General features: G+C 69.1%; 29 protein-coding genes. 24 read left to right on the forward strand and 5 right to left on the reverse strand.

Annotation, left to right across the window (positions count from 1 at the left end; all coding sequences use genetic code 11):
- Positions 1-207 precede the first annotated feature (207 nt).
- From smc to VC184_RS07020, 4 genes are read left to right on the forward strand one after another with little or no spacing between them, the layout of a single operon-like run.
- A complete protein-coding gene (gene smc, locus VC184_RS07005; RefSeq protein WP_323987617.1) occupies positions 208-3,714 on the forward strand; it encodes a chromosome segregation protein SMC in 3,507 nt (1,168 codons plus the stop codon).
- A 4-nt stretch (positions 3,715-3,718) separates the two neighbouring features.
- Positions 3,719-4,591, forward strand: a complete 873-nt coding sequence (gene ftsY, locus VC184_RS07010) for a signal recognition particle-docking protein FtsY (protein WP_103840597.1) — start codon at positions 3,719-3,721, stop codon at positions 4,589-4,591.
- Between the two features lie 60 nt (positions 4,592-4,651).
- Entirely contained in the window at positions 4,652-5,152 is a 501-nt protein-coding gene (locus VC184_RS07015; protein ID WP_023950989.1) for a DUF2004 domain-containing protein, read from the forward strand.
- Position 5,153: 1 nt separating this feature from the next.
- On the forward strand, positions 5,154-5,597 hold the full coding sequence (locus tag VC184_RS07020; protein WP_112614476.1) for an MSMEG_6728 family protein: 444 nt from the start codon (positions 5,154-5,156) through the stop codon (positions 5,595-5,597).
- Positions 5,598-5,623: 26 nt separating this feature from the next.
- Here VC184_RS07020 and lipA read toward each other — a convergent pair whose 3' ends face one another.
- Both lipA and lipB read right to left on the reverse strand, forming a co-directional pair.
- Positions 5,624-6,646: a lipoyl synthase gene (gene lipA, locus VC184_RS07025; protein WP_407667133.1), complete on the reverse strand. Its 1,023-nt coding sequence runs from the start codon at positions 6,644-6,646 to the stop codon at positions 5,624-5,626.
- A complete protein-coding gene (gene lipB / locus VC184_RS07030; RefSeq protein WP_274177804.1) occupies positions 6,643-7,281 on the reverse strand; it encodes a lipoyl(octanoyl) transferase LipB in 639 nt (212 codons plus the stop codon). Before lipB ends, lipA begins: the two co-directional genes overlap by 4 nt.
- Positions 7,282-7,338: 57 nt before the next feature.
- Between lipB and VC184_RS07035 the strand changes: the two genes are divergently transcribed.
- Both VC184_RS07035 and ffh read left to right on the forward strand, forming a co-directional pair.
- Positions 7,339-7,905: a TetR/AcrR family transcriptional regulator gene (locus VC184_RS07035; RefSeq protein ID WP_282502517.1), complete on the forward strand. Its 567-nt coding sequence runs from the start codon at positions 7,339-7,341 to the stop codon at positions 7,903-7,905.
- A 33-nt stretch (positions 7,906-7,938) separates the two neighbouring features.
- Positions 7,939-9,492, forward strand: coding sequence for a signal recognition particle protein (gene ffh / locus VC184_RS07040; RefSeq protein ID WP_094261654.1), 1,554 nt, complete (start codon positions 7,939-7,941; stop codon positions 9,490-9,492).
- A gap of 15 nt (positions 9,493-9,507) precedes the next feature.
- Here the strand turns inward: ffh and VC184_RS07045 are convergent, their stop codons facing one another.
- Positions 9,508-10,677, reverse strand: a complete 1,170-nt coding sequence (locus VC184_RS07045; protein WP_112614484.1) for a glutamate--cysteine ligase — start codon at positions 10,675-10,677, stop codon at positions 9,508-9,510.
- A 183-nt stretch (positions 10,678-10,860) separates the two neighbouring features.
- Here VC184_RS07045 and rpsP point away from each other — a divergent pair, with 183 nt between their 5' ends.
- Genes rpsP through trmD form a run of 4 tightly spaced genes read left to right on the forward strand, consistent with a single transcriptional unit; the run spans position 10,861 to position 12,843 of the window.
- Positions 10,861-11,286 carry a 30S ribosomal protein S16 gene (gene rpsP / locus VC184_RS07050; protein WP_323987618.1) on the forward strand — a complete coding sequence of 142 codons (426 nt, stop codon included), beginning with the start codon at positions 10,861-10,863 and terminating at the stop codon, positions 11,284-11,286.
- A 4-nt stretch (positions 11,287-11,290) separates the two neighbouring features.
- Positions 11,291-11,521, forward strand: coding sequence for an RNA-binding protein (locus tag VC184_RS07055; protein WP_023950977.1), 231 nt, complete (start codon positions 11,291-11,293; stop codon positions 11,519-11,521).
- A gap of 1 nt (position 11,522) precedes the next feature.
- Positions 11,523-12,140 (forward strand): ribosome maturation factor RimM, encoded by a 618-nt coding sequence (rimM, locus tag VC184_RS07060; RefSeq protein WP_274177807.1) that lies wholly within the window; start codon positions 11,523-11,525, stop codon positions 12,138-12,140.
- A gap of 1 nt (position 12,141) precedes the next feature.
- Complete coding sequence (gene trmD, locus VC184_RS07065; protein ID WP_274177808.1) at positions 12,142-12,843, forward strand: tRNA (guanosine(37)-N1)-methyltransferase TrmD; 702 nt, start codon at positions 12,142-12,144, stop codon at positions 12,841-12,843.
- Between the two features lie 38 nt (positions 12,844-12,881).
- Here trmD and map read toward each other — a convergent pair whose 3' ends face one another.
- A complete protein-coding gene (gene map / locus VC184_RS07070) occupies positions 12,882-13,664 on the reverse strand; it encodes a type I methionyl aminopeptidase (protein ID WP_323987619.1) in 783 nt (260 codons plus the stop codon).
- 52 nt (positions 13,665-13,716) lie between these two features.
- Between map and VC184_RS07075 the strand changes: the two genes are divergently transcribed.
- The 10 genes from VC184_RS07075 (at position 13,717) to VC184_RS07120 (ending at position 21,434) form a co-directional block, all read left to right on the forward strand.
- Entirely contained in the window at positions 13,717-14,211 is a 495-nt protein-coding gene (locus VC184_RS07075) for an MFS transporter permease (protein WP_114589340.1), read from the forward strand.
- 155 nt (positions 14,212-14,366) lie between these two features.
- Positions 14,367-14,714, forward strand: coding sequence for a 50S ribosomal protein L19 (gene rplS / locus VC184_RS07080; protein ID WP_023950969.1), 348 nt, complete (start codon positions 14,367-14,369; stop codon positions 14,712-14,714).
- Positions 14,715-14,855: 141 nt separating this feature from the next.
- Positions 14,856-15,599, forward strand: coding sequence for a signal peptidase I (lepB, locus tag VC184_RS07085; protein ID WP_114589341.1), 744 nt, complete (start codon positions 14,856-14,858; stop codon positions 15,597-15,599).
- On the forward strand, positions 15,596-16,255 hold the full coding sequence (locus VC184_RS07090; protein WP_112614496.1) for a ribonuclease HII: 660 nt from the start codon (positions 15,596-15,598) through the stop codon (positions 16,253-16,255). The genes lepB and VC184_RS07090 overlap by 4 nt, the downstream gene beginning before the upstream one ends.
- A gap of 63 nt (positions 16,256-16,318) precedes the next feature.
- On the forward strand, positions 16,319-16,642 hold the full coding sequence (locus VC184_RS07095; RefSeq protein WP_023950963.1) for a DUF2469 family protein: 324 nt from the start codon (positions 16,319-16,321) through the stop codon (positions 16,640-16,642).
- Between the two features lie 90 nt (positions 16,643-16,732).
- A complete protein-coding gene (locus VC184_RS07100; protein ID WP_269266407.1) occupies positions 16,733-17,095 on the forward strand; it encodes a YraN family protein in 363 nt (120 codons plus the stop codon).
- Positions 17,092-18,639: a YifB family Mg chelatase-like AAA ATPase gene (locus VC184_RS07105; RefSeq protein WP_323987620.1), complete on the forward strand. Its 1,548-nt coding sequence runs from the start codon at positions 17,092-17,094 to the stop codon at positions 18,637-18,639. The genes VC184_RS07100 and VC184_RS07105 overlap by 4 nt, the downstream gene beginning before the upstream one ends.
- Positions 18,636-19,817 (forward strand): DNA-processing protein DprA, encoded by a 1,182-nt coding sequence (gene dprA / locus VC184_RS07110; RefSeq protein ID WP_274177810.1) that lies wholly within the window; start codon positions 18,636-18,638, stop codon positions 19,815-19,817. Before VC184_RS07105 ends, dprA begins: the two co-directional genes overlap by 4 nt.
- 58 nt (positions 19,818-19,875) lie before the next feature.
- Positions 19,876-20,787: a tyrosine recombinase XerC gene (locus tag VC184_RS07115; protein ID WP_323987621.1), complete on the forward strand. Its 912-nt coding sequence runs from the start codon at positions 19,876-19,878 to the stop codon at positions 20,785-20,787.
- 68 nt (positions 20,788-20,855) lie between these two features.
- Positions 20,856-21,434, forward strand: coding sequence for a hypothetical protein (locus tag VC184_RS07120; RefSeq protein ID WP_274177812.1), 579 nt, complete (start codon positions 20,856-20,858; stop codon positions 21,432-21,434).
- A gap of 3 nt (positions 21,435-21,437) precedes the next feature.
- Here VC184_RS07120 and VC184_RS07125 read toward each other — a convergent pair whose 3' ends face one another.
- A complete protein-coding gene (locus tag VC184_RS07125) occupies positions 21,438-21,941 on the reverse strand; it encodes a murein hydrolase activator EnvC family protein (protein WP_274177813.1) in 504 nt (167 codons plus the stop codon).
- 277 nt (positions 21,942-22,218) lie between these two features.
- On the opposite strand from VC184_RS07125, the gene rpsB reads away from it, so the two are divergent.
- From rpsB to frr, 4 genes are all read left to right on the forward strand, one after another.
- Positions 22,219-23,115 carry a 30S ribosomal protein S2 gene (gene rpsB / locus VC184_RS07130; protein WP_323987622.1) on the forward strand — a complete coding sequence of 299 codons (897 nt, stop codon included), beginning with the start codon at positions 22,219-22,221 and terminating at the stop codon, positions 23,113-23,115.
- Between the two features lie 105 nt (positions 23,116-23,220).
- Positions 23,221-24,048 (forward strand): translation elongation factor Ts, encoded by an 828-nt coding sequence (tsf, locus tag VC184_RS07135; protein ID WP_323987623.1) that lies wholly within the window; start codon positions 23,221-23,223, stop codon positions 24,046-24,048.
- An 87-nt stretch (positions 24,049-24,135) separates the two neighbouring features.
- Entirely contained in the window at positions 24,136-24,855 is a 720-nt protein-coding gene (gene pyrH / locus VC184_RS07140; RefSeq protein WP_114589348.1) for a UMP kinase, read from the forward strand.
- Positions 24,856-24,909: 54 nt separating this feature from the next.
- Positions 24,910-25,464, forward strand: coding sequence for a ribosome recycling factor (gene frr / locus VC184_RS07145; protein ID WP_112614568.1), 555 nt, complete (start codon positions 24,910-24,912; stop codon positions 25,462-25,464).
- Positions 25,465-25,525 lie beyond the last annotated feature (61 nt).

A 25,525-nucleotide genomic window follows, 5' to 3' on the forward strand; every position in this document is an offset into this window, starting at 1 on the left:
CTCCACCGATCACGCAGGAGAAACGGTCGCGGTGCTCGGAACGAACAGCAACAGCGTTAAACGCGGTGACAGAAATCAACATCGGGGAACCTCCTTTCGTCAGGGATGCGGGAAGTGACGCTAGCGGTCCGCCCGGTGCGGCGTCAAGTCCGGCTCGTCATCCTCCGGTAGCGTGTGGGCATCCACCGAGCGCCGGGAGGGCCCGACATGCACCTGAAGAGCGTCACGCTCAAGGGCTTCAAGTCGTTCGCCCAACCGACCACTTTCGTGCTCGAGCCGGGCGTCACCTGCATCGTCGGGCCCAACGGCTCGGGCAAGTCGAACGTCGTCGACGCGCTCGCCTGGGTCATGGGCGAGCAGGGAGCCAAGACCCTCCGCGGCGGGAAGATGGAAGACGTCATCTTCGCCGGCACTGCGACGCGCGGTCCGCTCGGTCGCGCCGAGGTCCAGCTGACGATCGACAACCACGACGGCGTGCTTCCGATCGAGTACGCCGAGGTGACGATCAGCCGCACGCTGTTCCGCAACGGATCGAGCGAGTACGCGATCAACGGCGAGACGTGCCGACTGCTCGACGTGCAGGAGCTCCTGAGCGACTCCGGTCTCGGTCGCGAAATGCACGTGATCGTCGGGCAGGGCCGGCTCGACACCGTGCTGCAGGCGAGCGCGGAGGACCGGCGCGGTTTCATCGAGGAAGCGGCGGGCATTCTGAAGCACCGCCGCCGCAAAGAGAAGACGGTTCGCAAGCTCGAGGCGATGGAGGCCAATCTCACGCGGTTGAGCGACCTGGCGGGCGAACTGCGGCGGCAGCTGAAGCCCCTCGGCAAGCAGGCCGAGATCGCACGTGAAGCCGCGACGATCGCCGCCGTCGTCCGCGACGCGAAGGCGAGGCTGTACGCCGACGACCTCGTCGCGCTGCGCTCCCAGCTCGCCGACCATGCACGCGACGAGCACGAGCGGCACGCCGAACGCCTCGTGCTGCAGGACCGGCTCGACGGCGTCAAACGACGCATCGACGAGCTCGAGGCCGAGCAGCGATCCGAGGCCGTCGACAGGGCACGCGCCACCGCGTTCGCGCTCGAGCAGGTCCAGGAGCGGGTGCGCGGACTGCACACGCTCGCGGCGCAGCGCCGCGCTCTTCTCGAGGACGACGGCCAGCTCTCGATCGAGGTCGCCACGGTAGGACAGGGGGCGATCGACGAGGCCCGCCAGGAGGTCGACGAGATCGCCTCGGGCGTCGGCGACGCGCAGGATGCCGCCGCCGCGGCATCCCGGGATGTGATTCGAGCGCGTGCCGAGTTGGATGCTCTCGACTCCGACATCGCCGCGCAGAGCGCTCTCGTCTCCGAGCACGACATGCGGCTGACCAAGCTCCGCGGCCGAGCAGACGCCGCCGCGTCGCGCTTGGAAGCTCTGCGCGCGACGGTCGAACGGCAGCAGCGGGGGCTGGACGCCGCACGGACGCGGCGCGCGGAGGCTGAGGCGGCCCTCGAGCAGGTCCAGTCCGAAGCGGCTCCCGAGGCGAGCTCGGCCGAGCACACGGCTGCGTACGAGCGCGCTCAGCGCGAGGCGACGGAGGCGGAGACGACGCTCGCGGGCATCCGTGAGCGGCTGCACGCGGCCGAGCGCGAGGTCGAGTCGCTGACGGCGCAGACGGCTGCGCTCGGGCGGGCGCTCGAGGTCCGCAACGCGGCCGCCGATCTGCTGTCGCGCGGCGACGATGGGCTGCGGTCACTCGTCGCCGACGCCCTGAAGGTGGAACCGGGATACGAAGCGCCTGTCGCTGCGGCGCTGGGGGCGCTGGCCGAGGGCGTGCTCGCCGCCGATGTGCCCGCAGCGCTGCGGGCGGCAGCCACCGCTGCCGAGGACGACCTCGGTGTCGTCGACATCGTCCTCGCGCATGCCGACCGGGGAGAGGCTGTCAACGCCGTGCCGGGCGCTGTGCGTGCGATCGACGTCGTCAGCGGGCCCGACGGCGTCGTCGGCCAGCTCGAGCACGTGCTCGTCGCTGATGACCTCGAGACAGCAGTCCGTATCCGCGATGCATGGTCGGCGAGCGAACGCGGACGCGCCGTCGTCGTGACCAAGCAGGGCGAGCTGGTCTCGTGGCGCACGGTCCGAGCCGGATCCGGCGAGGGCCGGTCACGTCTCGAACTCGCCGCGGAGCGAGACGCGGCGGCTGACCGGCTGAGCGAGATGACCGTCGTCGCCGACGCGCTCCGGGAGTCGCTGACCGATGCACAGGCAGCCTGGACCGAGGCTCGCGCCCGGACGAGGACAGCGCTCGAGACGCTGCGTGCCCACGATGCGGCGCTTGCGGCCGACGCGGAAAAGCTCAACCGAGCCACAGTGCGGTACGAAGCGGCCATCGCAGAATGCGACCGGCTCGAGGCAGGCATCGCGCCGGCCGTCTCGGCCGCGACCGAGGCCGAGTCAGCGGCCCGCGATGCCGAGGAAGCGCTCGCGGCGGCGGCTGCGGCGCCGCGCCCGATCCTCGACGCATCGGCGCGTGACGGTCTCCTCGAAGCCCTCGAACAGGCTCGTGAACGCGAGATGCGCGCACGCCTCGACGTCGAGACCCTGCGAGAGCGTGTGCGAGCCGGCGAGGCCCGCGTGGTTCAGCTCGAACGCCAGCGCGAGCGAGAGCGCGCCGCCGCCGCCGAGGCCGCCCGACGCGCCGTCATCCGGCGGCAGCAGCGTGCGATCGCGGATGCCGTCGCCGCACAACTGCCGCCGCTGCTCGAATCGATCGACAGGTCCGTCGCCGCCGCCCGCGTGGAACTGGGGAGGGCTGAGCAGGCGCGGAGCGAGATCACGAGCGAGCTCGCCGAGCTGCGCCGCCAGGATCAGTCGGCGCGCAGCCGGCTCTCGGCCCTCACCGAGTCGGTGCACGGACTCGAGATGCAGATGCACGAGAAGAAGCTGCACGTGACGAGTCTGCTCGAACGCGTCGGGTCGGAACTGGGCTTCGACGAGGACATTCTCGTTTCGGAATATGGGCCGGACCACCCCGCCCTCGACGATTCCGGCGAGCCGGTGCCCTTCGATCGCGCCGCTCAGCGCCGTCGCCTCGCGGAGGCGGAGCGGAAGCTCGCGCAGCTCGGGCGCGTGAACCCTCTGGCGCTGGAAGAGTACGCCGCGCTCGAGCAGCGGCACGCGTTCCTCACGGAACAGCTCGCGGATTTGACGCAGACCCGCTCGGACCTGCTGACGATCATCGGCGAGCTGGACGAGCGGATGCAGACGATCTTCCTGTCCGCCTTCGAGGACACGAAGGTCGCATTCGGCGAGGTATTCCCGATCCTGTTCCCCGGGGGCACCGGCAGCATCTCGCTGACCGATCCCGACAACCCGCTCACGACCGGCATCGAGGTCGCGGTGCGACCTGTGGGCAAGAAGATCGAGAGGTTGTCGCTCCTCTCGGGCGGCGAGCGTTCCCTCGCCGCTGTCGCTCTTCTGACGGCCATCTTCAAGGCGCGGCCGAGCCCGTTCTACATCCTCGACGAGGTGGAGGCAGCGCTCGACGACGCGAATCTCGGACGCCTGCTCGGCGTGTTCGAACAGCTCCGCGAATCGAGCCAGCTCATCGTCATCACGCACCAGAAGCGCACGATGGAGATCGCGGACGCGCTCTACGGCGTCTCGATGCGCCAGGACGGAGTGTCGGCGGTCGTCGGTCAGCGCGTTCGGGAGCGCGCGGGCGCCGTAGGCTGAGGGTATGGCCGACAATCCCTGGTCGCTCTCGCGCGCGCTGCGCGGGCTCTTCGTCAAGCCGACCATCGACGAGAACACGTGGGACGATCTCGAGACGGCGCTGCTGACCGCCGACTTCGGGCCCGACATCACGGAGCGTCTCGTCGATGACCTGCGCGACAAGGTGGAGCGGTACCGCACGACCGACCCCCGCGACCTCCAGCGCATGCTCAAGGAGACCCTGGAGGAGCGGTTCGCCGCGTTCGACTCGACCCTGCGTCTGACGGAGCGTCCCGCCGTCGTCCTGGTCGTCGGGGTGAACGGCGTGGGGAAGACCACGACGATCGGCAAGTTCGCGAAGTTCCTCCAGCGTTACGGTCGGTCGGTCGTCGTCGGAGCCGCCGACACCTTCCGTGCGGCCGCGGTCGACCAGCTCGCGACGTGGGCCGAGCGCGGAGGCGCGCAGATCGTCCGTCCGCAACAGGAAGGCCAGGACCCGGCCTCGGTTGCGTTCCAGACGATCGACTACGCCAAGCGGACAGGCACGGAGATCGTGCTCGTCGACACAGCCGGCCGCCTGCACACCAAGGGCGGGCTGATGGACGAGCTCACCAAGATCCGGCGCGTCATAGAGAAGCAGGCGCCGATCAGCGAGGTGCTGCTCGTTCTCGACGCGACGACCGGGCAGAACGGCGTGATGCAGGCCGAGGCGTTCCTCGAGCACGCGGGAGTGACCGGCCTGGTCCTGACGAAGCTCGACGGCTCCGCACGTGGCGGATTCGTCCTCGCCGTGCAGGAGCGCACCGGCATCCCCGTGAAACTTCTCGGCCAGGGCGAGGGAATCAACGACCTCACGGGCTTCACCCCGCACGTCTTCGCGTCGGCGCTCGTCGACTGAGTCGCGCGCCGCGCCGCATCACCACTTCCCCCGCACCCTCACGGCTGGTTTCATAAACACATGGCGATCGAGCACGACTACTTCGGACTCCTCGAGTCGGGGCCGGACGGATCGATCTTCTGGTCGGATCACGTCGAGATCGGCGATCAGACGGTCACCGTCGATCTGACGGCTCCGGATCAGGACGACGTCTCGGCTGCCGCGCTGGATGTCGCCGCCGCCATGATCTCGGCGATCGAATCGATCGATCTCTCCGCTCGCAACGCGATGGTCTCCGAGCTGAACGACCGCACCAGCGAGGTGACGGAGTTCATCCTCCAGCAGCAGGAGGAGCTCGGAGAGGACATCGAGTCGTACCTCGTGGACATCTCGGGCGACGTCCACATGGACGTCATCCGGTCGCTGCAGCTGATCAGCATGACGATCCTGGCCGATGAGCACGGGGGATCGGACCCATTCGCGGTGCTCGAGTACGCGCTCGACCCCGATTCCACCGAAGAGGTGCTCCTGGTGAATCTCACGAGCGACGGCAGCATCCAGTCGGTCACCAGCGCCGACTGACGTGCAGACCTTTCTGCCGTATCCCTCGTTCGCCCAGTCGGCGGCGGCCCTCGACACGGCGCGGCTCGGCAAGCAGCGCGTGGAGACGCTGCAGCTGCTCCGGGCCAACACGGTCCCGGGATACGGATGGCGGAACCATCCGGCCGCCAAGATGTGGCGCGGCTATCTGCCCGCTCTCACGGCGTACGGCCTCGCGATGACGGACGCGTGGATCGCCGCCGGTCGCCCGGACACGGTCCGGCCGCAGCTGTTGCAGTTCGCGCCCGATGTCGACGGGATGCCCGAGAGCGAACTCGAGATGCCGCCGTGGCTGGGCGATGAGGCGTTCCACCTGTCTCACCGCTCGAACCTCGTGCGCAAGGATGCCGCGTTCTACCGGCCGCGCTTCGGTGACGTTCCCGACGACCTGCCGTATGTCTGGCCGCCGGACCCGACCGCGTCCTGAGACCTCGCGGCCGGGCCGGCACGCCGTCAGACGGCCTGCGCGAATCCGGACTGGGCCGAGTCGGCGAGGTGCGCGAGATGGGGCGGGATCTCCCGGCCCTTGGCAGTCATGGACTGCGCCCACAGGCGCCCGGCCCGATAGGACGACCGCACGAGCGGTCCGGCGAGCACGCCGAGGAAGCCGATGCGTTCCGCTTCCTCACGGAAGCCGACGAACTCCTCCGGCTTGACCCAGCGGTCGACCGGCAGGTGACGAGGCGTGGGACGGAGGTACTGCGTGATCGTGATGATGTCGGTGCCCGCGTCGTGGAGGTCCTGGAGGGCCTGGACGACCTCCTCGGGCGTCTCGCCCATCCCGAGGATGAGGTTCGACTTGGTGATGAGTCCGGCGTCACGGGCGCGCGTGATCACGCCCAGGGAGCGCTCGTAACGGAAGGCTGGCCGGATCCGCTTGAAGATGCGGGGGACCGTCTCGACGTTGTGTGCGAAGACCTCGGGTCGTGACGCGAACACCTCGTCGAGCTGCGCCGCGTCGCCGTTGAAGTCCGTCGCGAGGATCTCCACGCCCGTGCCCGGGTTCTCCGCGTGGATCCGTCGCACCGTCTCCGCGTGGAGCCAGGCTCCGCCATCGGCGAGGTCGTCGCGCGCCACCCCGGTGACCGTCGCGTAGCGCAGCTGCATCCGGCTGACGCTCTCGGCGACGCGGCGCGGCTCGTCGGTGTCGTATTCGGCCGGCTTGCCCGTGTCGATCTGGCAGAAGTCGCACCGACGTGTGCACTGCGAGCCGCCGATGAGGAAGGTCGCCTCCCGGTCCTCCCAGCATTCGTAGATGTTCGGGCATCCCGCTTCCTGGCAGACCGTGTGGAGTCCCTCTTCTTTGACCAGGTCATGCAGAGCGCGATACTCCTCGCCCATCCGCGCCTTCGTCTTGATCCACTCCGGCTTGCGTTCGATCGGCGTCTGCGCGTTGCGCACTTCCAGTCGCAGGAGCTTGCGCCCGTCCGGACCACCCGCGGCGGGAGCGGCGGGCACGGCGCAGCCGCCGCTCATGCTGCGGCCGCCGTCTCGAACTCGGCGCGGAACCGACACGCGACGGTGTCCACCACATCCGCGGGGGAGACGCTTCTGCCCAGCACTGTCGAGAGGGAAGCGACGCCGGCATCGGCGATGCCGCACGGGATGATCTGCTGGAACGGTGCGAGGTCGTTGTCGCAATTGAGGGCGAAGCCGTGCATCGTCACGCCGCGCTGAACCCGCACACCGATGGCCGCGATCTTCGCGTCTCGGCCGTCCTGACTCACCCAGACGCCGCTTCGGCCCGTCACTTGACGGGCCGCGACGCCCAGGTCGGCGACGACGTCGATGAGCATCCGCTCGAGCCGCCGCACGTGCGAGACCACGTCCACCGGCTCCGGCAGACGCAGAATCGGATACCCCACCAGCTGGCCCGGTCCGTGCCAGGTGATCTTGCCACCGCGGTCGACGTCGACGACGGCGGTGCCGTCTGTCGGTCGCTCGCCGGGCTCGGTACGTGCGCCCGCGGTGAACACCGGCTCGTGCTCGAGCAGGAGCAGCGTGTCGGGACCACCGGCCACGACGGCATCGTGGACGCGGCGCTGCAGCTCCCAGCCTTCTGCGTAGGGGACGACGGCGGGGGCGAGCCCCACGACGCGGACATCGAGCACGGTTCCTCCTCGAATACTGGACCGCGTCCAACAATACGACACGCCTAGGCTGTCCTGGTGACGTCTTCCAGCCGCGCCGGCCGGCCTCGCGTATCGTCCCGCGAGACCCTCGCGGAGGCCGCCTGCGAGCTCTTCCTCGAGCGCGGTTATGAGGCGACGACGGTCGCCGACATCACCCGACGCGCCGGTGTCAGCCGTTCGAGCTTCTTCAACTACTTCTCGTCGAAGTCGGCCGTCCTGTGGGCCGGACTCGACGAGCGGATCAGCGTGCTCGAGCTCGGTCTGCGGCGCGCCGGCGGCGTCGACGACGTCGCGTCCGCGGTGGCGGAGCTCGCCCGCGGCTTCGCCCCCGATGCGTTGGCGCTCGCGATCGTGAACGATGTCGCGATGGGGCTGTCCGACGAGCTCGCGCGAGATGCCGCACTGCGGGCCGCTCGCATCGCTAGAGCCGTCGCCGCGGCCCTGCACGGGTCGGGGACGGAACGGCTCGAAGCCGACATCCTCGGTGCCGCCTGGGGCGGTGCTGTGCTCGGAGCCGTCCGCTCCTGGGCGCGCGGGGGAGCGGGTCGGACGGATCTGGCGCACGAGATGGTCCGAGCGATCGCGATCGTCCGGGGGCACTGACCGGGTCGGCTGCTCGCATAGAATCGAGGGATCATGGCAACTTTCGGCACGCTCTCCGACCGTCTTACCGAGACCTTCCGGAATCTCCGCACCAAGGGAAAGCTCTCGGCGGCTGACGTCGACCAGACCGTCCGTGAGATCCGCCGCGCGCTTCTCGACGCCGACGTCGCCCTCGCGGTGGTCAAGGAGTTCACCGCCAAGGTGCGTGAGCGCGCGCTCGGCGATGAGGTGAACCGTGCGCTGAACCCTGCGCAGCAGGTGGTTCAGATCGTCAACGAGGAGCTCGTGGGCATCCTCGGCGGCGAGCAGCGGCGACTGCAGTTCGCGAAGAACCCGCCCACCGTCATCATGCTCGCGGGCCTCCAGGGCTCGGGTAAGACCACGTTCGCCGGCAAGCTCGCGAAGCAGCTCGAGAAGGACGGCCACACCCCCCTTCTGGTCGCGTGCGACCTCCAGCGGCCGAACGCCGTGAACCAGCTCCAGGTCGTGGCCGAGCGTGCCGGCGCCGCCATCTACGCGCCCGAGCCCGGCAACGGAGTCGGCGACCCCGTGCGAGTCGCGCGTGACGGTGTCGAGCACGCACGCCGCCAGCAGCACGATGTCGTCATCATCGACACCGCGGGACGCCTCGGCGTCGATGCGGAGCTCATGAAGCAGGCCGCCTCGATCCGCAAGGCCACCGATCCCGACGAGGTGCTCTTCGTCATCGATGCGATGATCGGTCAGGACGCGGTAAACACCGCGAAGGCGTTCCAGGAAGGCGTCGACTTCACCGGTGTCGTCCTCTCCAAGCTCGACGGCGACGCACGCGGTGGTGCTGCGCTCTCGGTCGCCTCGGTCACCCAGCGGCCGATCATCTTCGCGTCCACGGGTGAGGGCCTCGACGACCTCGAGCCCTTCCACCCGGACCGCATGGCCAGCCGCATCCTCGACCTCGGCGACATCCTCACCCTGATCGAGCAGGCACAGCAGGCGTTCGACGAGCAGGAGGCCCTCGCGGTCGCCGAGAAGCTCGCGAAGGAGCAGTTCACGCTCGAGGACTTCCTCGACCAGCTTCAGCAGATGAAGAAGATGGGGTCGATGAAGAAGATGCTCGGCATGCTGCCGGGTATGGGGCAGATGAAGCAGCAGCTCGAGCAGTTCGACGAGCGCGAGATCGACCGCACCGAGGCGATCATCCGGTCGATGACGCCGGCCGAGCGTCGCAACCCGAAGGTCCTCAACGGCTCGCGCCGCCTGCGCATCGCCCGCGGTTCGGGGATGACGGTGACCGATGTCAACCAGCTCGTGCAGCGCTTCGAGCAGGCGGCGAAGATGATGAAGACGGTCGCTCGCGGTGGCGTTCCCAACATCCCCGGCATGGGGCCGATGGGCGGCAAGCCCGGCGCCTCGAGCAAGCGCGGCAAGCAGGCCAAGAACAAGGGCGGTTCGCGTTCGGGCAACCCGGCGAAGCGGGCCGCAGAGAACGCCGGCCTCGCGACCGCGACGGCGCCGACCGGTTCGGGCTTCGGTCTCGGAGCCGGCGGTCAGGCTCAGCCGAGCGAGGCCGACCTCGCCGAGATCCAGAAGCTCTTCGGCAAGGGCTGAGTCAGCCGCCCTGAATCAGCGGCCGACGTCCGGCTGCGCCAGGTGCTGGCGCAGCGTGGGGCCGTCGCGGAACTCGCGGATCAGGTGCTGGACGACCTCGCGCAGGTCCCCGTCGGCCGCATCCGCGACGCGTGTCTGCCGGAGGTAGCTCGCCCCTTGATCGAGGATCGTGTTCAGCCCGCGGAACTCGCGTGCGCAGTGCAGCTCCTCGGCGATCGGCTCGAGCTCGGCCATCGTGTCGCGGAGGTGATCGGCGACGTGTCGCTGCGTGCCATCGGCGTCGACGATCAGACGCGCGTCCAGCCCGTACCGGGCGGCGCGCCACTTGTTCTCCCGCACGAACCACGGGGGGATCGTCGGGAGCTCGCGCCCCTCGTCGAGCTGTCGCGAGAGGTGCTCGGTGAGCACCTGGACGAGGGATGCCACGGCCGCGAGCTCGGGAAGCGTCGACATCCCGTCGCAGGCGCGGATCTCGATCGTTCCCCACTTCGGCGCGGGGCGGATGTCCCAACGCACCTCCGACGCGTCCTCCATGACGCCCGTGCGGACCATGCCGTCGAGGTAGTTCTCGAAGTCGCTCCACTGCGTGAAACTCCAGGGCAGGCCGGCGGTGGGCAGCTGCTGGAAGACGAGGGCGCGATTGGATGCGTACCCGGTGCGGTCGCCGGCCCAGAACGGGCTCGACGCCGACAGGGCTTGCAGGTGGGGGAGGTAGAGCGACAGCGCGTTGATGAGCGGGAACACCTTGTTCACGTCCTCGACACCCACATGGATGTGGATGCCCCAGATCATCATGTTCCGGCCCCACCACTGGGTGCGTTCGATGAGCTTGTGATAGCGGGTCTTGTCGGTGATCTGCTGCTCGTACCACCGGGCGAAGGGGTGGCTGCCGGCGCAGAGCATCTCAAGACCGCGCGGTGCCGCGAACTCGCGCACCCGCTGGATCGCGTCGTCGATGTCGTCGACCGCCGCGGCGACGGTGTCGCCGACACCGCTGGTCACCTCGATGGTGTTCGTCAGCAGCTCGCCCGTGATCGTGTAGCGCTCGAGCGCGGAGGATTCCTCGACTTCGGCGAGCACCTCCGGCGCTCGGGGCGCCAGATCCCCGGTGTCGCGGTCGGCGAGCATCAACTCCCACTCGAGCCCCACGGAGGAACGGGCAGACGTGGCGAAGGGGACCGTCATGCGCTCAGTCTGACACGCGGTGCGGTGCGGTTCGCGACGACCGTCATCATCTGGCAAAATAGACGGTTGGACCGCTCGCTCGACCCTCTATCCGGCGGGAAGGTCCACCCTCAGAGCTCCCGCCGGGTGTGCACCCCACGCTCCAGGCGACGTTCACTTCACATCACACCACTCAGGAGAATTGTGGCTGTCAAGATCCGTCTCAAGCGCCTCGGCAAGATCCGCGCGCCCTACTACCGCATCGTCGTCGCCGACTCGCGCACCAAGCGCGACGGCCGCGTGATCGAGGAGATCGGTCAGTACCACCCGACCGAGGAGCCCTCGATCATCAAGGTCGACTCCGACCGCGCCCAGTACTGGCTGTCCGTCGGCGCTCAGCCGACCGAGCAGGTCACCGCTCTGCTCAAGCTCACGGGCGACTGGGGCAAGTTCAAGGGCGACAGGAACGCCGTCTCGACCGTTCGCACGGCCGAGGCCAAGGGCGAGTTCGTCGCTGACGCGTCGAAGAAGTCGGTCATCAAGCCGCAGGCCGCCAAGAAGGCCGAGGAGCCCGCCGCTGAGGCTCCCGCCGACGAGGCTCCCGCCGCCGACGCGACCGACGCGGAGTAATCCGTTGCTGTCCGCCGCGCTCGAGCACGTCGTCAAGGGGATCGTCGATCACCCCGACGACGTCGTCATCCGTTCCTCCTCGTCGCCCCGCGGCGAGGTCCTCGAGGTGCGCGTGCACCCCGACGACCGGGGACGGGTGATCGGGCGCGGCGGACGCACCGCCAAGGCGCTGCGCGCGCTGATCTCCGCGCTTGCCGACGGCACGCGCGTTCGCGTCGACGTCGCGGACGACTGACATGGCCGCCGACCCCGCTCGCACTCAGCTGCGCGTCGGGCGCCTCGTCAAGGCGCACGGCCTCAAGGGCGCACTCAAGCTCGAGCTGTACACCGATGATCCCGACGGCCGCTTCGTGCCGGGCGCGACGTTCACGTTGCAGGTCCCCGAGGCGTCTCCCTGGCACGGCAAGTCCGTGACCGTCCGAGAGTTCCGGTGGATGAACTCGCACCCCGTCCTCTTCCTCGAAGACGTCAACGACCGCGATGCCGCCGAGAGCCTCGTCAAGGCCATCCTCTGGGTCGACCAGGACGGCGACGCCACGGCCGAGGACGACGCCTGGTTCGATCACCAGCTCGTCGGCCTCGACGTTGTGCGTGACGGCGAGCGGGTCGGACGCATCGCACGAGTCGATCATCTCCCCGCGCAGGACCTCCTCATCGTCCAGCGCGACGGCGACGACACCGAGATCCTCGTACCGTTCGTCAAGGCGATCGTGCCCGAGGTGGATGTCGCAGGGGGTCGTGTCATCGTGACTCCGCCGGCGGGACTGTTCGAAGACCTGCCCGCTGATGAGTCCGACGACCCCGCGGAAGCTGGTTCCGTGGAAGACGGCGACAGCGCCTCCTCCGAGGACTGACGTGCGCGTCGACGTCGTCACGATCTTCCCCGCGTTCTTCGACGTCCTCGAGGTCTCGCTTCTCGGCAAGGCGCGAGGCGCCGGCCTCCTCGATGTCCGCGTCCACGATCTGCGGGACTACACCACCGATCGGCACCGCACCGTCGACGACACCCCGTACGGCGGCGGCGCCGGCATGGTGATGAAGCCCGAGCCGTGGGGGCTCGCGCTGGATGCGATCGTCGCGGACGCGGGCGACCGGCCGACGTTCATCTTTCCTTCGCCTGCCGGCGAGCGGTTCTCGCAGGGCACCGCTCGCGAGCTGAGCGAAGCGTCGCACCTCGTCTTCGGCTGTGGCCGCTACGAGGGGATCGACGAGCGCGTCTTCGCATACGCGGCGACGCTCGGCGACGTCCGGCTCATGAGCCTTGGCGACTACGTCCTCAACGGGGGAGAGGTCGCCTCGATGGCGATGATCGAAGCGATCGGCCGCCTCATTCCCGGTGTGGTCGGCAACCCCGAGAGCCTCGTCGAGGAGTCGCACGAAGACGGGCTGCTCGAGTACCCCTCCTACACCAAGCCCGCATCCTGGCGTGGCCACGAGGTGCCGGCCGTCCTGCTCAGCGGGCACCACGGCCGCGTCGCGGAGTGGCGGCACGCTCAGCGGGTCGAGCGGACGCGCGAGCGCCGTCCGGACCTGTTGCCCCGAGACCTCGAGGCCTGAGCCGGCCGCCGCGACGACGGACCGGCCCAGGGCACACGTCAGTCGACGCCGAGGAACGACCGGTCGGTGAGGATGACCGGACCGTCCGCAGTGATGGCCACGGTGTGCTCGGAGTGCGCACCGCGGGACCCGTCGGCGCTGCGGAGGGTCCATCCGTCGGCATCCGTGACCAGCTTGTCGGTGCTCTGCAGGAACCAGGGCTCGAGCGCGACCACGAGGCCGGCGCGCAGCGGGTAGCCGCGGCCGGGCTTGCCGTCGTTGGGGACGTGCGGGTCGCCGTGCATCTCCCGGCCGACGCCGTGGCCGCCGAAGTCGGTGTTGATCGACAGCCCGTCGGCCCGGGCGACCGTCGCGACGGCGTGCGAGATGTCGCCGATCTTGTTGCCGACCACGGCGGCTCCGATTGCTGCATCGAGAGCGCGCTCGGTGGTGTCGATGAGGGCGAGATCTTCGTCTCGCGGCGTTCCCACGACGAACGACACGGCCGAGTCGGCCACCCAGCCGTCGACCGAGACCGCGAAGTCGAGCGTGACGAGATCGCCGTCGCGCAAGGCGTAGTCCTGGGGGAGCCCGTGCAGGACCGCGTCGTTGATCGACGTGCAGATCACTTTGCCGAACGGGCTGGCTCCGAACGACGGGTGGTAGTCGATGTAGCAGGATTCAGCGCCGGCGCGGCGGATGAGCTCGTGCGCGCGCCGATCGATCGCGAGGAGGTTCGTGCCGACCTTCGTCTCGTCTCGAAGGGTCGCCAGCGTCTCGGCCACGAAGCGTCCCGCGGGACGCATCGCTTCGATCTCGGCAGGGGTGCGCAGCTCGATCATCGTGATCCTCTCTTCAGCTTCTATCCTGCCGGACCGGCGTAGCATCGGGAGCATGTGGCTGCGACGCGCGCTCTTCCATTGGCTCCTTCCCGCGGCCCTGGCGCTGCCGCTGTGGCTCGTCGTGGGCTGGGCGATCTCGGGTGCGAGCGGCTGGGTGTTCCTTTGGGTCCTGTTCATCGCGGTCCCGGCGGTGCTGATCGGTCAGCTCGTGACGACACTGCTGGTGCGGGCACGCGGCACCGTTCGGCACTCGCGGATGCTGTCGTGGTGGGACGTCCTCGTGTTCACGGTGTGGCACGCGCTCATCATCGTCATCGGGTTCTACCCCGAGGGCGCCTTCTGGCCGCTGCTCTTCGCCGCGGTCGCGGCGTTCCTCGCCGTCTTCTGGGTGTCGCTCTGGCAGCTCTTCCGGGAAGCGCGGCCCGTCTCGCTGTTCTCCGTCGCCACGGATCCGGCGTACCTGCGTGAAGCGATGCGACCGACGTCCGAACGACGTGCCGACGAGAAGGTCGTGATCATCGAAGAGGTCCGGCGCAGCGACGGCTGACGTTTTGGTCAGCAGGGCCCGGCATGGCAGAATGAACGCTTGTGCCCTGATAGATCTCTGCCTCAGGGGAGCGGCGCCCGGCGGGCGCCCGGGGCACCGCATCCTTATTCAACTCTCTCGTGGTCGACCTGAGGCGGTCGCAGGAAGAACAGATCATGCAGATCCTCGACTCCGTCGACGCAGCATCGCTGCGCAGCGACATCCCCGCATTCGCCCCCGGCGACACCGTCAAGGTGCACGTCAACATCACCGAGGGCAACCGCTCGCGTATCCAGGTCTTCCAGGGCGTCGTCATCGGCCGCTCGGGCGACGGCGTGCGCGAGACCTTCACCGTCCGGAAGATCAGCTTCCAGGTCGGCGTCGAGCGTACGTTCCCCGTCCACAGCCCCGTGATCGACCACATCGAGGTCGTCACGCGCGGTGACGTCCGTCGCGCGAAGCTGTACTACCTGCGCAACCTGCGCGGCAAGAAGGCGAAGATCAAGGAGAAGCGCGACCGCTGATCGCAGCGACGCATTCTCTGGATGCCCCGGGCTCAGGCTCGGGGCATCCGTCGTCTCCGCTGCGCGGTGACCGGCGATGGTCGCGGAATGTGCGACCCTGGGTAGGGCTCCCCGGCGGGCGAGTCGGATGAGAGGCGATGAATGACCACCGATGACCTTGCCGCGCAGGCGCCGAAGCCCGCGCGTTCACGATCACGTCGCCTCGGCCTGCTTCTTCGCGACATCCTCGTGATCGTCGCCATCGCTCTCGCGGTGTCGTTTCTGGTCAAGACTTTCCTCGTCCGTTCGTTCTACATCCCATCCGGATCCATGGAACGGACGCTGCTGAAGGACGACCGGATCCTCGTCGACCAGCTCACGCCCCGGTTCGGCGGCTACGCGCGGGGTGACGTCGTCGTCTTCCGCGATCCCGGAGGGTGGCTGCCTCCCACCGTCGAGCAGGCCCGTCCGCCGCTCGTCGAGGGCATGGACTGGGTGCTCTCCGTCGTCGGACTGTCGGCTCCCGACAGCAAGGACCACCTCATCAAGCGGATCATCGGGATGCCGGGTGACCATGTCGTGTGCTGCAACGCCGTCGGCCAGATCACGGTGAACGACGTTCCCATCGACGAATCCTCGTACGTCTCGCTCGCGGACGGCCAGTCGGCCCCGCAAGAGGTTCCGTTCGACGTGACGGTGCCCGAGAACTCGCTCTGGGTGCTCGGCGACAACCGTGATCACTCGCGGGACTCGCGCTACAACCGCGACCAGCCCTCGCAGGGCTTCGTCCCGCTCGACAACGTCGTGGGACGAGCTTTCCTCATCACCTGGCCCCTCGACCGCTTCGGCCTCATCGACTTCCACCACGACGTCTTCGCGGGGGTCCCCGCGCCCGAAGGACGATGACCGTCGTCGCGCCCCGGCTGACCGTCGAACGGCGGCTGCTGCGCGAGTACGAGTTCGTCATCGCTCTCGACGAGGTCGGGCGGGGCGCGTTGGCGGGCCCGGTGTCGGTCGGTGCCGCCGTGCTCGACGCACGCTGCGCGCGTCGTCGCGTTCCCGAGGGGCTTCGTGACTCGAAGCTCGTGACCGAGCTTCGCCGACCAGAGCTGGCGCTGCGAGCAGCCGACTGGGTCGTGGCCTCGGCGGTGGGGTCGGCCACGCCGGGTGAGATCGACGAGATGGGGATCATGCGGGCGCTCGGCCTGGCCGCTGTTCGCGCGATCCAGGGTCTCGGCGTCGCGGATCCCTTCGCTGCTGAGACCGTCGTCATCCTGGACGGCAATCACGACTATGTCAGTCCGATGGCCGGACCGGGCATGACGGTGCGGACGATCATCAAGGCGGACCGTGACTGCGCCAGTGCCGCGGCGGCGTCGGTCATCGCGAAGGTGGCGCGCGATGCCCACATGACCGAGCTGCACGACGAGACGCCGATGTACGAGTGGGCACGGAACAAGGGTTACGCCAGCGCGCTCCACCGGGCCGCGATCCGGGAGCACGGGCTGTCACGGCATCACCGGGCGTCCTGGGCGATCGCCGACGCGCCGACGCTGTTCTGACTTCGGTGGGCGGGGTCGCGGGGACGAGAACGCCGTGCTGCCGCCGCCTAGGATGGAAGCACCATGGATGACGAAGTCTTCGAAGACTATGACCGCGAGCTGGAGTTGGCGCTCTACAAGGAGTACCGCGACGTCGTGTCGCAGTTCCAGTACGTGATCGAGACCGAGCGTCGCTTCTACCTCGCGAACGACGTCAACGTCGTTCGGCGCGACACCGAGCACGACTTCTACTTCGAGCTGACGATGAACGACGTGTGGGTCTGGGACATCTATCGCGCCGACCGTTTCGTGAAGTCCGTGCGTGTACTGACGTTCAAGGACGTCAACGTCGAGGAGCTCCAGCGCCGCGACTTCGAGCTCCCCGACGAGCTCTCGCTCGACAGCTGACGCTCCTCCCCAGGACCGTCGTCGAGCCGGTTCTGCACGGCCGCGCAGCCGTGACCCCGGGGCCGTCGGCCGCCGCGCGAGAGTGCTCATATGGCAGCGAAAGACGACCGGGGCCGCGCCGGTGAAGAGCGGGCCGCGCGGCACCTGACCCGCCTCGGGTACGACATCCTGGATCGAAACTGGCGCGATCGGCAGGGCGAGATCGACATCGTCGCCGTATCGCGCGACGAACTCGTCATCGTCGAGGTCAAGACCCGGCGGACCGCGGCGTACGGGCATCCGTTCGAGGCGGTGGACGAACGCAAGAAGGACCGGTTGTGGCGGCTCGCCTGCGCCTGGATCGCCGCGCACCCGGGGGAGGTGCGCGGTCGCCGGATCCGTCTCGACGTCATCGGTATCACCGGCGACGACGTCGATACGGCGGTGCTCGAGCACGTCGAGGACCTGCGGTGAGCCTCGGGCGTACCTGGGCGGTCTCACTCACCGGGCTCGCCGGTGACCTCGTGGAAGTCGAGGCCGACCTGTCGAACCAGACGCCCGCGTTCCGCATCGTCGGACTCGCCGACCGAGCCCTCGCCGAGGCACAGCAGCGGGTGCACAACGCCTGTCAGAACAGCGGGCTGCCGCTGTCACGACGTCGTGTGACGGTCAATCTCTCACCGGCGAGCCTTCCGAAGCAGGGAGCTGGCTTCGATGTCGCCATCGCCGTCGCGGCGCTCGCGACGGAGCTCCCGATGGACCCGACGTCGCTCGCCGACACCGTCCACATCGGCGAGCTGGGCCTCGACGGGCGGCTGCGGCCGGTACCGGGAGTTCTCCCCGCAGTCATCGCCGCAGCGCGCGCGGGGAAGCGGACGGTCATCGTCCCCGAGGCCTGCCGAGCAGAAGCCGCTCTCGTCGACGGGGTCCGCGTCGTCGGATGCCGCACCCTCGCGGGCGTCGCGCGCTGGCACGGGCTCGAGATCGACGGTGATGACGAGGCGGTACCCGAGGTGCCGGTTCCCGCCGATGATGGAGAGCATGACGGCGACGGGCTGCCTGTCGACGATCTCTCGGACATCCGAGGGCAGGAGGAGGCGATCGATGCGCTCGTCGTCGCGGCGGCCGGCGGCCACCATCTGCTCATGAGCGGTCCGCCCGGTGCCGGGAAGACCATGCTTGCACGTCGGCTGCCGGGGATCCTGCCCCCGCTCGACGACGAGACCGCGCTGCAAGTCGCATCGATTCGCTCGCTGTCGGGCACCGTCGTCGACAGCCTGAGCAGAGTTCCTCCGTTCGAGGCGCCGCATCACAGCGTGAGCGTCGCGGCGCTGGTGGGCGGTGGCAGCAGGTCGCTGCGACCGGGGGCGATCGCTCGGGCGAGCGGGGGCGTCCTGTTTCTCGACGAGGCCGGTGAGTACAGCGCCCACGCGCTGGACTCTCTTCGTCAGCCACTCGAGGCGGGGTCGATCGACATCCACCGGGCGGGATTCCGGGCAACTCTGCCGGCGAGGTTCCAGCTGGTGCTGGCCACGAACCCCTGCCCGTGCGGACAATACGGCGTCCGTGGCGGCAATTGCTCGTGCCCATCCCTCGCGATCCGCCGCTATCTCGGCCGGCTCTCGGGCCCGCTGCTGGACCGCATCGACATCGAGCTCTCACTTTCGCGGGTGTCGCTCGCCGACCTGACGGCGCGCGGTCCTGCGCAGACGACGACGGCGACCGCGCGCGAGCAGGTCGCGGCCGCGCGGTCGCGTGCCGCTCTGCGATTGGCGGAGACCCCGTGGCGATCGAACGCCGCTGTCTCGGGCGCGTGGCTGCGGGATGGACCGCTCGCTCCCGAACCGCGCGTTCGTGCTCCGCTCGACGCGGCTCTCCAGCGCGGAGCGCTCACCCTGCGTGGCTACGACCGGGTGTTGCGGGTGGCATGGTCGGTGGCCGACCTCGCGGGTCGCGAGCGGCTGACCGCGGGTGACGTCGGGCGCGCGCTGTTCCTGAAGAAGGGGCTCCAGCAGTGAGCGACGACGAGGTGCGCAGTGCGTTGGCGGGGCTCGTGCCCGCGGACGGCCTCGTGGATCCCGAGAGCGGTCGCGAGCGCTGGGGGCGAGCCCGATGGTCGGTGCTGGCCGAGCCCGGAGACGGCATCGCCGGGCTCGCAATACAGCGGCTGGGGGCGTTCCGCGCCCTCGAGTGCGCGCTGCGAGACGACACACCCCCGGCGGAGCTCGGCCTCGAGGTGCGGGACTGGCGCCGCGCCTGTGCCCGGTGGCGTCCGCGGCAGGACGACCACTCCTACGCGATCGAGCGGGCGAAGCGGGTCGGGGTACGGCTCATCGTGCCGGGTGATCCCGCCTGGCCGGAGAGGGTCGAGGAACTCGGCATCCATGCCCCGGTCGCGCTGTGGGCCAGAGGACGGGCAGACGCTCTCGCGGCGCCAGCTGCGGCGGTTGCGCTCGTCGGAGCGCGCGCGGCGACCGCGTACGGTGTGCAGGTCGCGGGGGAGATCGCGGGAGAACTGGGCGTCGCGGGGGTGACGATCGTGTCCGGGGCCGCCGTCGGGATCGACGCTGCGGCGCATCGAGCCTGCCTCGCGGTCGGCGGCAGCACGATCGCCGTGCTCGCGGGAGGCGTCGATAAGGCGTACCCGTCGGGCCATGCCGGCCTGCTGACGGAGGTGTCGCGCCGTGGTGTGGTCGTGAGCGAGGTGCCGTGCGGCACGGCGCCGACAAAGTGGCGTTTTCTGCAGCGCAATCGGGTCATCGCCGCGCTCTCCGATGCCACCGTGGTGGTCGAGGCGGGGTGGCGGTCGGGTTCGTTGAACACCGCGGGCCACGCAGCGGCGCTCGGGCGGGCCCTCGGTGCGGTACCGGGGCCGGTCACCTCTGCGGCGTCGGCAGGATGCCACCGGATCCTCCGCGAGTACGACGGTCGGTGCATCACGAGCGCGGACGACGTCCGGGAGTTGCTCGGGTGGTCGAAGGAGCCCGGGCCTCCCGCGGCTCTCGACAGCGACGGCCGTACGGACGATGCGACGAGGGTGCTCGACGCGCTGAGCACACGAGCGCCCCGGGATGTCGCAGAGATCGCTCGGCGCTCCGGCGTGGCCGGCGAGGAAGTGAGCGCCTGGCTGGGACTCCTGGAGCTCGATGGTCGAGTCGTGTCCGACGAACGCGGGTGGCGTCGAGCGGGCAGTTGACGGCTGGCGTCCCGCGAGCCTGGCCCGGCGGTGCCTGCGGATCGGTCATGCTGGCTGCATGCTCATCTCGGAGGCGGCGGACGCGTACGCAGACCACCTGCTGCGCGTCCGCAGGCTCGCTGAGAACACCGTCCGCGCCTACCGCAATGACCTCGCCGATCTGGCTGCGGCGTCGGGCGACATCGAGCTCGAAGAGGTGGACATCGAGGTGCTCCGCGATTGGGTCTGGCGCGCGAGTGAGCGGGGCGAGGCGCGGTCCACCCTCGCTCGCCGTACCGCGACCGCCCGGGGCTTCTTCGCGTGGGCGACCGAGCGCGGCGCGATCGCCAGCGACCCCGCCCTCCGCCTGGCGTCACCGAAGCGGGCGCGGACCCTGCCCAAAGTCGCGACCGCTCAGACGGTGGCATCCGTCCTCGACGATCTGCGGGCGCGGGCGGCCGACGGAGATCCGGTTCTCCTCCGCGACCACGCGATCCTCGAAGCGCTGTACGCGACCGGCATCCGCGTGTCCGAACTATGCGGACTGGACCTCGACGACATCGACAGCGAACGCCGCACGGCACGTGTCATGGGCAAGGGCGATAAGGACCGGGTCGTTCCCGTAGGCGGTCCGGCATTCGACGCCGTGCAGGCTTACCTGGTCCGCGGGCGTCCGGTGCTCGCGGCGCGCGCCGCAGGCCGAGCAGAAGCCGCGCGTGCAGTGTTCCTCGGGTCGCGCGGTGGTCGGCTGACGGCGCGCGCCGTATACGCGACGGTCTCGGAGAAGCTCGGCCCCGCACTCGGGGTGGATGCCGTCGGGCCGCACACTCTGCGGCATTCCGCCGCGACCCATCTGCTGGATGGCGGTGCCGACCTGCGGGCCGTTCAGGAGATCCTCGGGCACGCGAGCCTCGGCACGACGCAGATCTACACGCACGTGTCGGGGGAACGGCTCGCCGCCGCCTATCGACAAGCGCATCCGCGCGCATGATGGTGCGCTGGCCCTCCGCCGTCGTAGCGTTGGGAGAGCACACGGAGGAGCACGAAGAGGGGGCACGCATGAGAAGAGCTGCTGCAGCGATCGGCGCGACTGTGCTCGTCGGGATGCTCGCTTCGTGCGCGCCGGTGGCGTCGAACGAGCCCGACCGGATCGTCCGGCCTACGGCGCCGCAGACCTCGGCGTCTCCCTCGGCCTCGCCCGCCGCGACGCCGGAAGCATCATCCGACGCGACGGTTCCTGCGATGCCGGGGCCGAACGACCCCGCGTGCATCGACGGCGTCGTCGCGATCCGCGGAACCGACCTCGACCTCGCCTTCGCCGGCGAGTGCGACGTGGTCCGCATCGAGGGTGCTTCGCTCGACGTCGACCTCGAGCGAGCGCGCGTCGCAAATGTCCTCGCGAGTGGTGATCGCATCGAGATCGACCTCGGCTCGGTCGACTCGCTCGAGATCACGGGGCAATCCGCCGATGTGGATGCCGCCAGGGTCGGCGCCCTCACCATCGCGGGAGACCGCAACTCCGTCGACGCCGACGAGGTCGGCACCGTAGCGGTATCGGGCAACGACAACCACGTCGACGCGGATCGCCTGGGAGCGGTCACCCAGAGCGGTGACCGCAACATGATCGGGAACGACTGACCCTTAGCAGCACGGCAACAGGATCGGCCTGGTGAGGCCGCCCATCATCAGGAGCGGGTTGATGTACTCACCGTTACGCCGGACTCCGAAGTGGATCGTGCCGTCGCCCGTATGGCCGCCGGACGCCACGGTTCCCACCAGCTCCCCTTGAACCACCGCCGTCCCGGTCTGCAGGGCCGTGTCGACCGGCTCGAGACTGGTCACCACCCCGTCGCCGTGGTCGATCGTCACGACGGGGCGGCCGGCGACGGGCCCCGCGAACGCGATGACACCGTTCGCCGGCGCGACGACCTCGACCTCGCCCCCGCTGGCGAGGTCGACCCCTCGATGCCCGGGAGCGTACTCATGTGCCGGAGCTTCGAAGCCTCGCGCGACCGCGGCTCCGCGCAGCGGCATGGTCCAGCCGGGTGAGGGACGCGGCTCACCACCTGGCGCGACGGCGTCGGGAAGAAACGTGCTCACGATGAGGAGCGCTGCTGCGAGCAGGGCGGCCGGGGAACGGGTCACGAGTCGAGTCTCGAGTCCCGTTCGTCCGCCGCAGCGACGTCGGCCGCGACACGTGGGCAAACCGTTCGCACGCAGCGTCGGGGAGGAGCGGCTCACTGCTACACTGATCACCGCGCCTCGCTCGTCGAGGTGACTACGCGTGCCCTGAGCGATCGGTTCCCGATCGTGGCGCATCTTCCCCAGGTCTCCCGCTCCGGCGGCGAGCGGAAGTGTGTCGGGCGCCAGGAGTACCGGGCCGTCGGCCCGGCGAATCAACCGAAACAGAAGGAGAACGGCCATGGCCGTCGTCACCATTCGCCAGCTGCTCGACAGCGGCGTCCACTTCGGGCACCAGACCCGCCGCTGGAACCCGAAAGTCAAGCGCTTCATCCTCACCGAGCGCTCGGGCATCCACATCATCGACCTGCAGCAGTCGCTGTCGTACATCGACCGCGCCTACGAGTACGTCAAGGAGACGGTCGCCCACGGTGGCACCATCCTCTTCGTCGGCACCAAGAAGCAGGCGCAGGAGGTCATCGCCGAGCAGGCGACCCGCGTGGGTCAGCCCTACGTGAACCAGCGCTGGCTCGGTGGTCTGCTGACCAACTTCCAGACGGTCTCGAAGCGCCTCGCCCGCATGAAGGAGCTCGAGGAGCTCGACTTCGAGAACCCCGCAGCCAGCGGCTTCACGAAGAAGGAGCTGCTGCTCAAGAAGCGCGAGCTCGACAAGCTGCACAAGTCGCTCGGCGGTATCCGCAACCTGCAGAAGACCCCGTCGGCCATCTGGGTCGTCGACGCCAAGCGCGAGCACCTCGCGATCGATGAGGCCAAGAAGCTCGGCATCCCCGTGATCGGCATCCTCGACACGAACGCCGACCCCGACGAGTTCCAGTACCCCATCCCCGGCAACGACGACGCGATCCGTTCGGTGAGCCTGCTCACGCGCATCGTCGCCGACGCTGCTGCCGAGGGCCTCATCCAGCGCCACCAGCCGTCCGACGAGTCGGCCGAGGCCGAGCCCCTCGCCGACTGGGAGCGCGAGCTGCTCGAAAGCGCTCCTGCAGAGACCGCTGCCGCCGAGAACGCCCCGGTCGAGGGCGCTGACGCTGAGGTCGCCGCGACGGAGACGGCCGCCGACGAGGCCGGTGCCGAGGCGCAGACCGAGGCCGTCGCCGCCGAGGCCACCGAGAAGTAATCAGCGCGTCTTCCTGACCAGCTACGATCGGCGCGGCCGCGGCTGAGCCCGGCCGCGCCGATCGGCATCCACGAGATTTCATACAGACAGAAGGAGCCGCCACTCATGGCAAACTTCACCATCGCCGACATCAAGGCTCTGCGCGAGCAGCTCGGCACCGGAATGGTCGACACCAAGAAGGCCCTCGAAGAGGCCGACGGCGACGTCGAGAAGGCCGTCGAGATCCTCCGCCTCAAGGGTGCGAAGGGCAACGCGAAGCGTGCCGACCGCTCCACGAGCGAGGGCCTCGTCGTCGCGCGTGAGCAGGACGGGAAGGTCACCCTCGTCGAGCTCGCATGCGAGACCGACTTCGTCGCGAAGAACGACCGTTTCATCGCTCTGGCCGACAAGGTCGCAGACGCGGCCGCCGCGGCATCCGCCGACTCGGTCGAGGCTGCCCTCGCCGCAGACGCGTCGGGCCAGACGATCGAGCAGCTCATCAACGATGAGGCCGCCATCATCGGCGAGAAGGTCGAGCTGCGTCGCGTGCGCACGCTGACCGGCGACTCGTTCGAGATCTACCTGCACAAGACGAGCAAGGACCTGCCCCCGCAGATCGGCGTCGTCGTGGCGTACTCGGGCTCGGACGCGGAGACCGCCCGCTCGATCGCGCAGCACATCTCGTTCGCGAACCCCAGCTACCTGTCGCGCGAGGACGTTCCCGAGGCCGACGTCGAGAAGGAGCGCGAGATCGTCACCGAGATCTCCCGCAACGAGGGCAAGCCCGAGGCCGCCCTTCCCAAGATCGTCGAGGGCCGCGTGGGTGCGTTCTTCAAGCAGGTCGCCCTCCTCGACCAGGACTACGCGAAGGACAACAAGCTGTCCGTCGCGCAGGTCGCGAAGGACGCCGGCATCACCATCACCGACTTCGCTCGGTTCAAGGTCGGCGCGTAGCAGCCCGAAAGGCCCGCATCTTCGGATGCGGGCCTTTTCCATGCCCAACTGGGCGATACTCTGCAACACAGCGATGAGAGGGACACGATGAACGATGAGAAGACCGGGCGCCGTCGCGTCCTGCTGAAGCTGTCGGGCGAGGCATTCGGTGGCGGCCAGCTGGGCGTGAACCCGGATGTCGTCGGGCAGATCGCCCGCGAGATCGCTGAGGCCGCCGACCGGGTGGAGGTCGCCATCGTCGTCGGCGGCGGGAACTTCTTCCGAGGCGCAGAGCTGAGCCAGCGCGGGATGGACCGCGGTCGCGCCGACTACATGGGCATGCTCGGCACCGTGATGAACGCTCTCGCATTGCAGGACTTCCTCGAGCAGGCCGGCGCCGCAACGCGCGTGCAGTCGGCCATCTCGATGACGCAGGTCGCTGAGCCGTACATTCCCCGTCGCGCGGAGCGCCACATGGAGAAGGGTCGCGTCGTCATCTTCGGCGCCGGCGCCGGTCTGCCCTACTTCTCCACCGACACGGTGGCGGCGCAGCGCGCCCTCGAGATCAAGGCCGATGAGGTCCTGGTGGCCAAGAACGGTGTCGACGCGGTCTACACGGCCGACCCGAAGAAGGACCCCACGGCGGAGAGGATCGAGCAGATCACCTACGGCGAGGCGCTGCAACAGGGGCTCAAGGTTGTGGACTCCACCGCATTCAGCCTGTGCATGGACAATGGCATCGACATGCGCGTCTTCGGCATGGAGCCGGCGGGGAACGTCACGCGCGCACTGCTGGGCGAGCGCATCGGCACGCTCGTCACCGTCTGAGCCCCGCCCGCCTGCAGACTAGACTTGACCGGACGTACCGACGAATGGAGTGACGTGATCCCCGAGATCCTCGCTGACACGAAAGCCCGCATGGAACGCGCCGTCGAGGCGGCCAAGGAGGACTTCTCCACCGTGCGCACGGGGCGCGCCAACACGGCGCTGTTCCAGAAGATCCTCGTCGACTACTACGGGTCGCCGACTCCGCTCGCGCAGCTCGCGTCGCTCAACAACCCCGAGGCCCGCACGATCATCGTCACGCCGTACGACAAGTCGGCGCTCAAGGCGATCGAGCAGGCGATCCGCGACACCCCCAACCTCGGCGTGAACCCGACGAACGACGGCAACATCGTGCGCGTCACCATGCCCGAGCTCACGGAGGAGCGCCGCAAGGAGTACGTCAAGCTCGTCCGTTCGAAGGGCGAGGACCACAAGGTCCACCTGCGCGGCATCCGGCGGAAGTCCAAGGACGAGCTCGATGGTCTCAAGAGCGAGGTCGGCGAGGACGAGCTGGTGCGTGCGGAGAAGGAACTCGACGGTCTCACGCGTGCACACGTCGACCTCATCGACGACGCGCTCAAGCGCAAAGAGGCCGAGCTTCTCGAGGTCTGAGACCGATGAGCGCACCCGGCGACGACGCCCCGTCTCGATCCGAGCGGGAGCGGTCCCGTTC

Source organism: Microbacterium plantarum (assembly GCF_035231185.1).
Classification (GTDB): Bacteria; Actinomycetota; Actinomycetes; order Actinomycetales; family Microbacteriaceae; genus Microbacterium; species Microbacterium plantarum.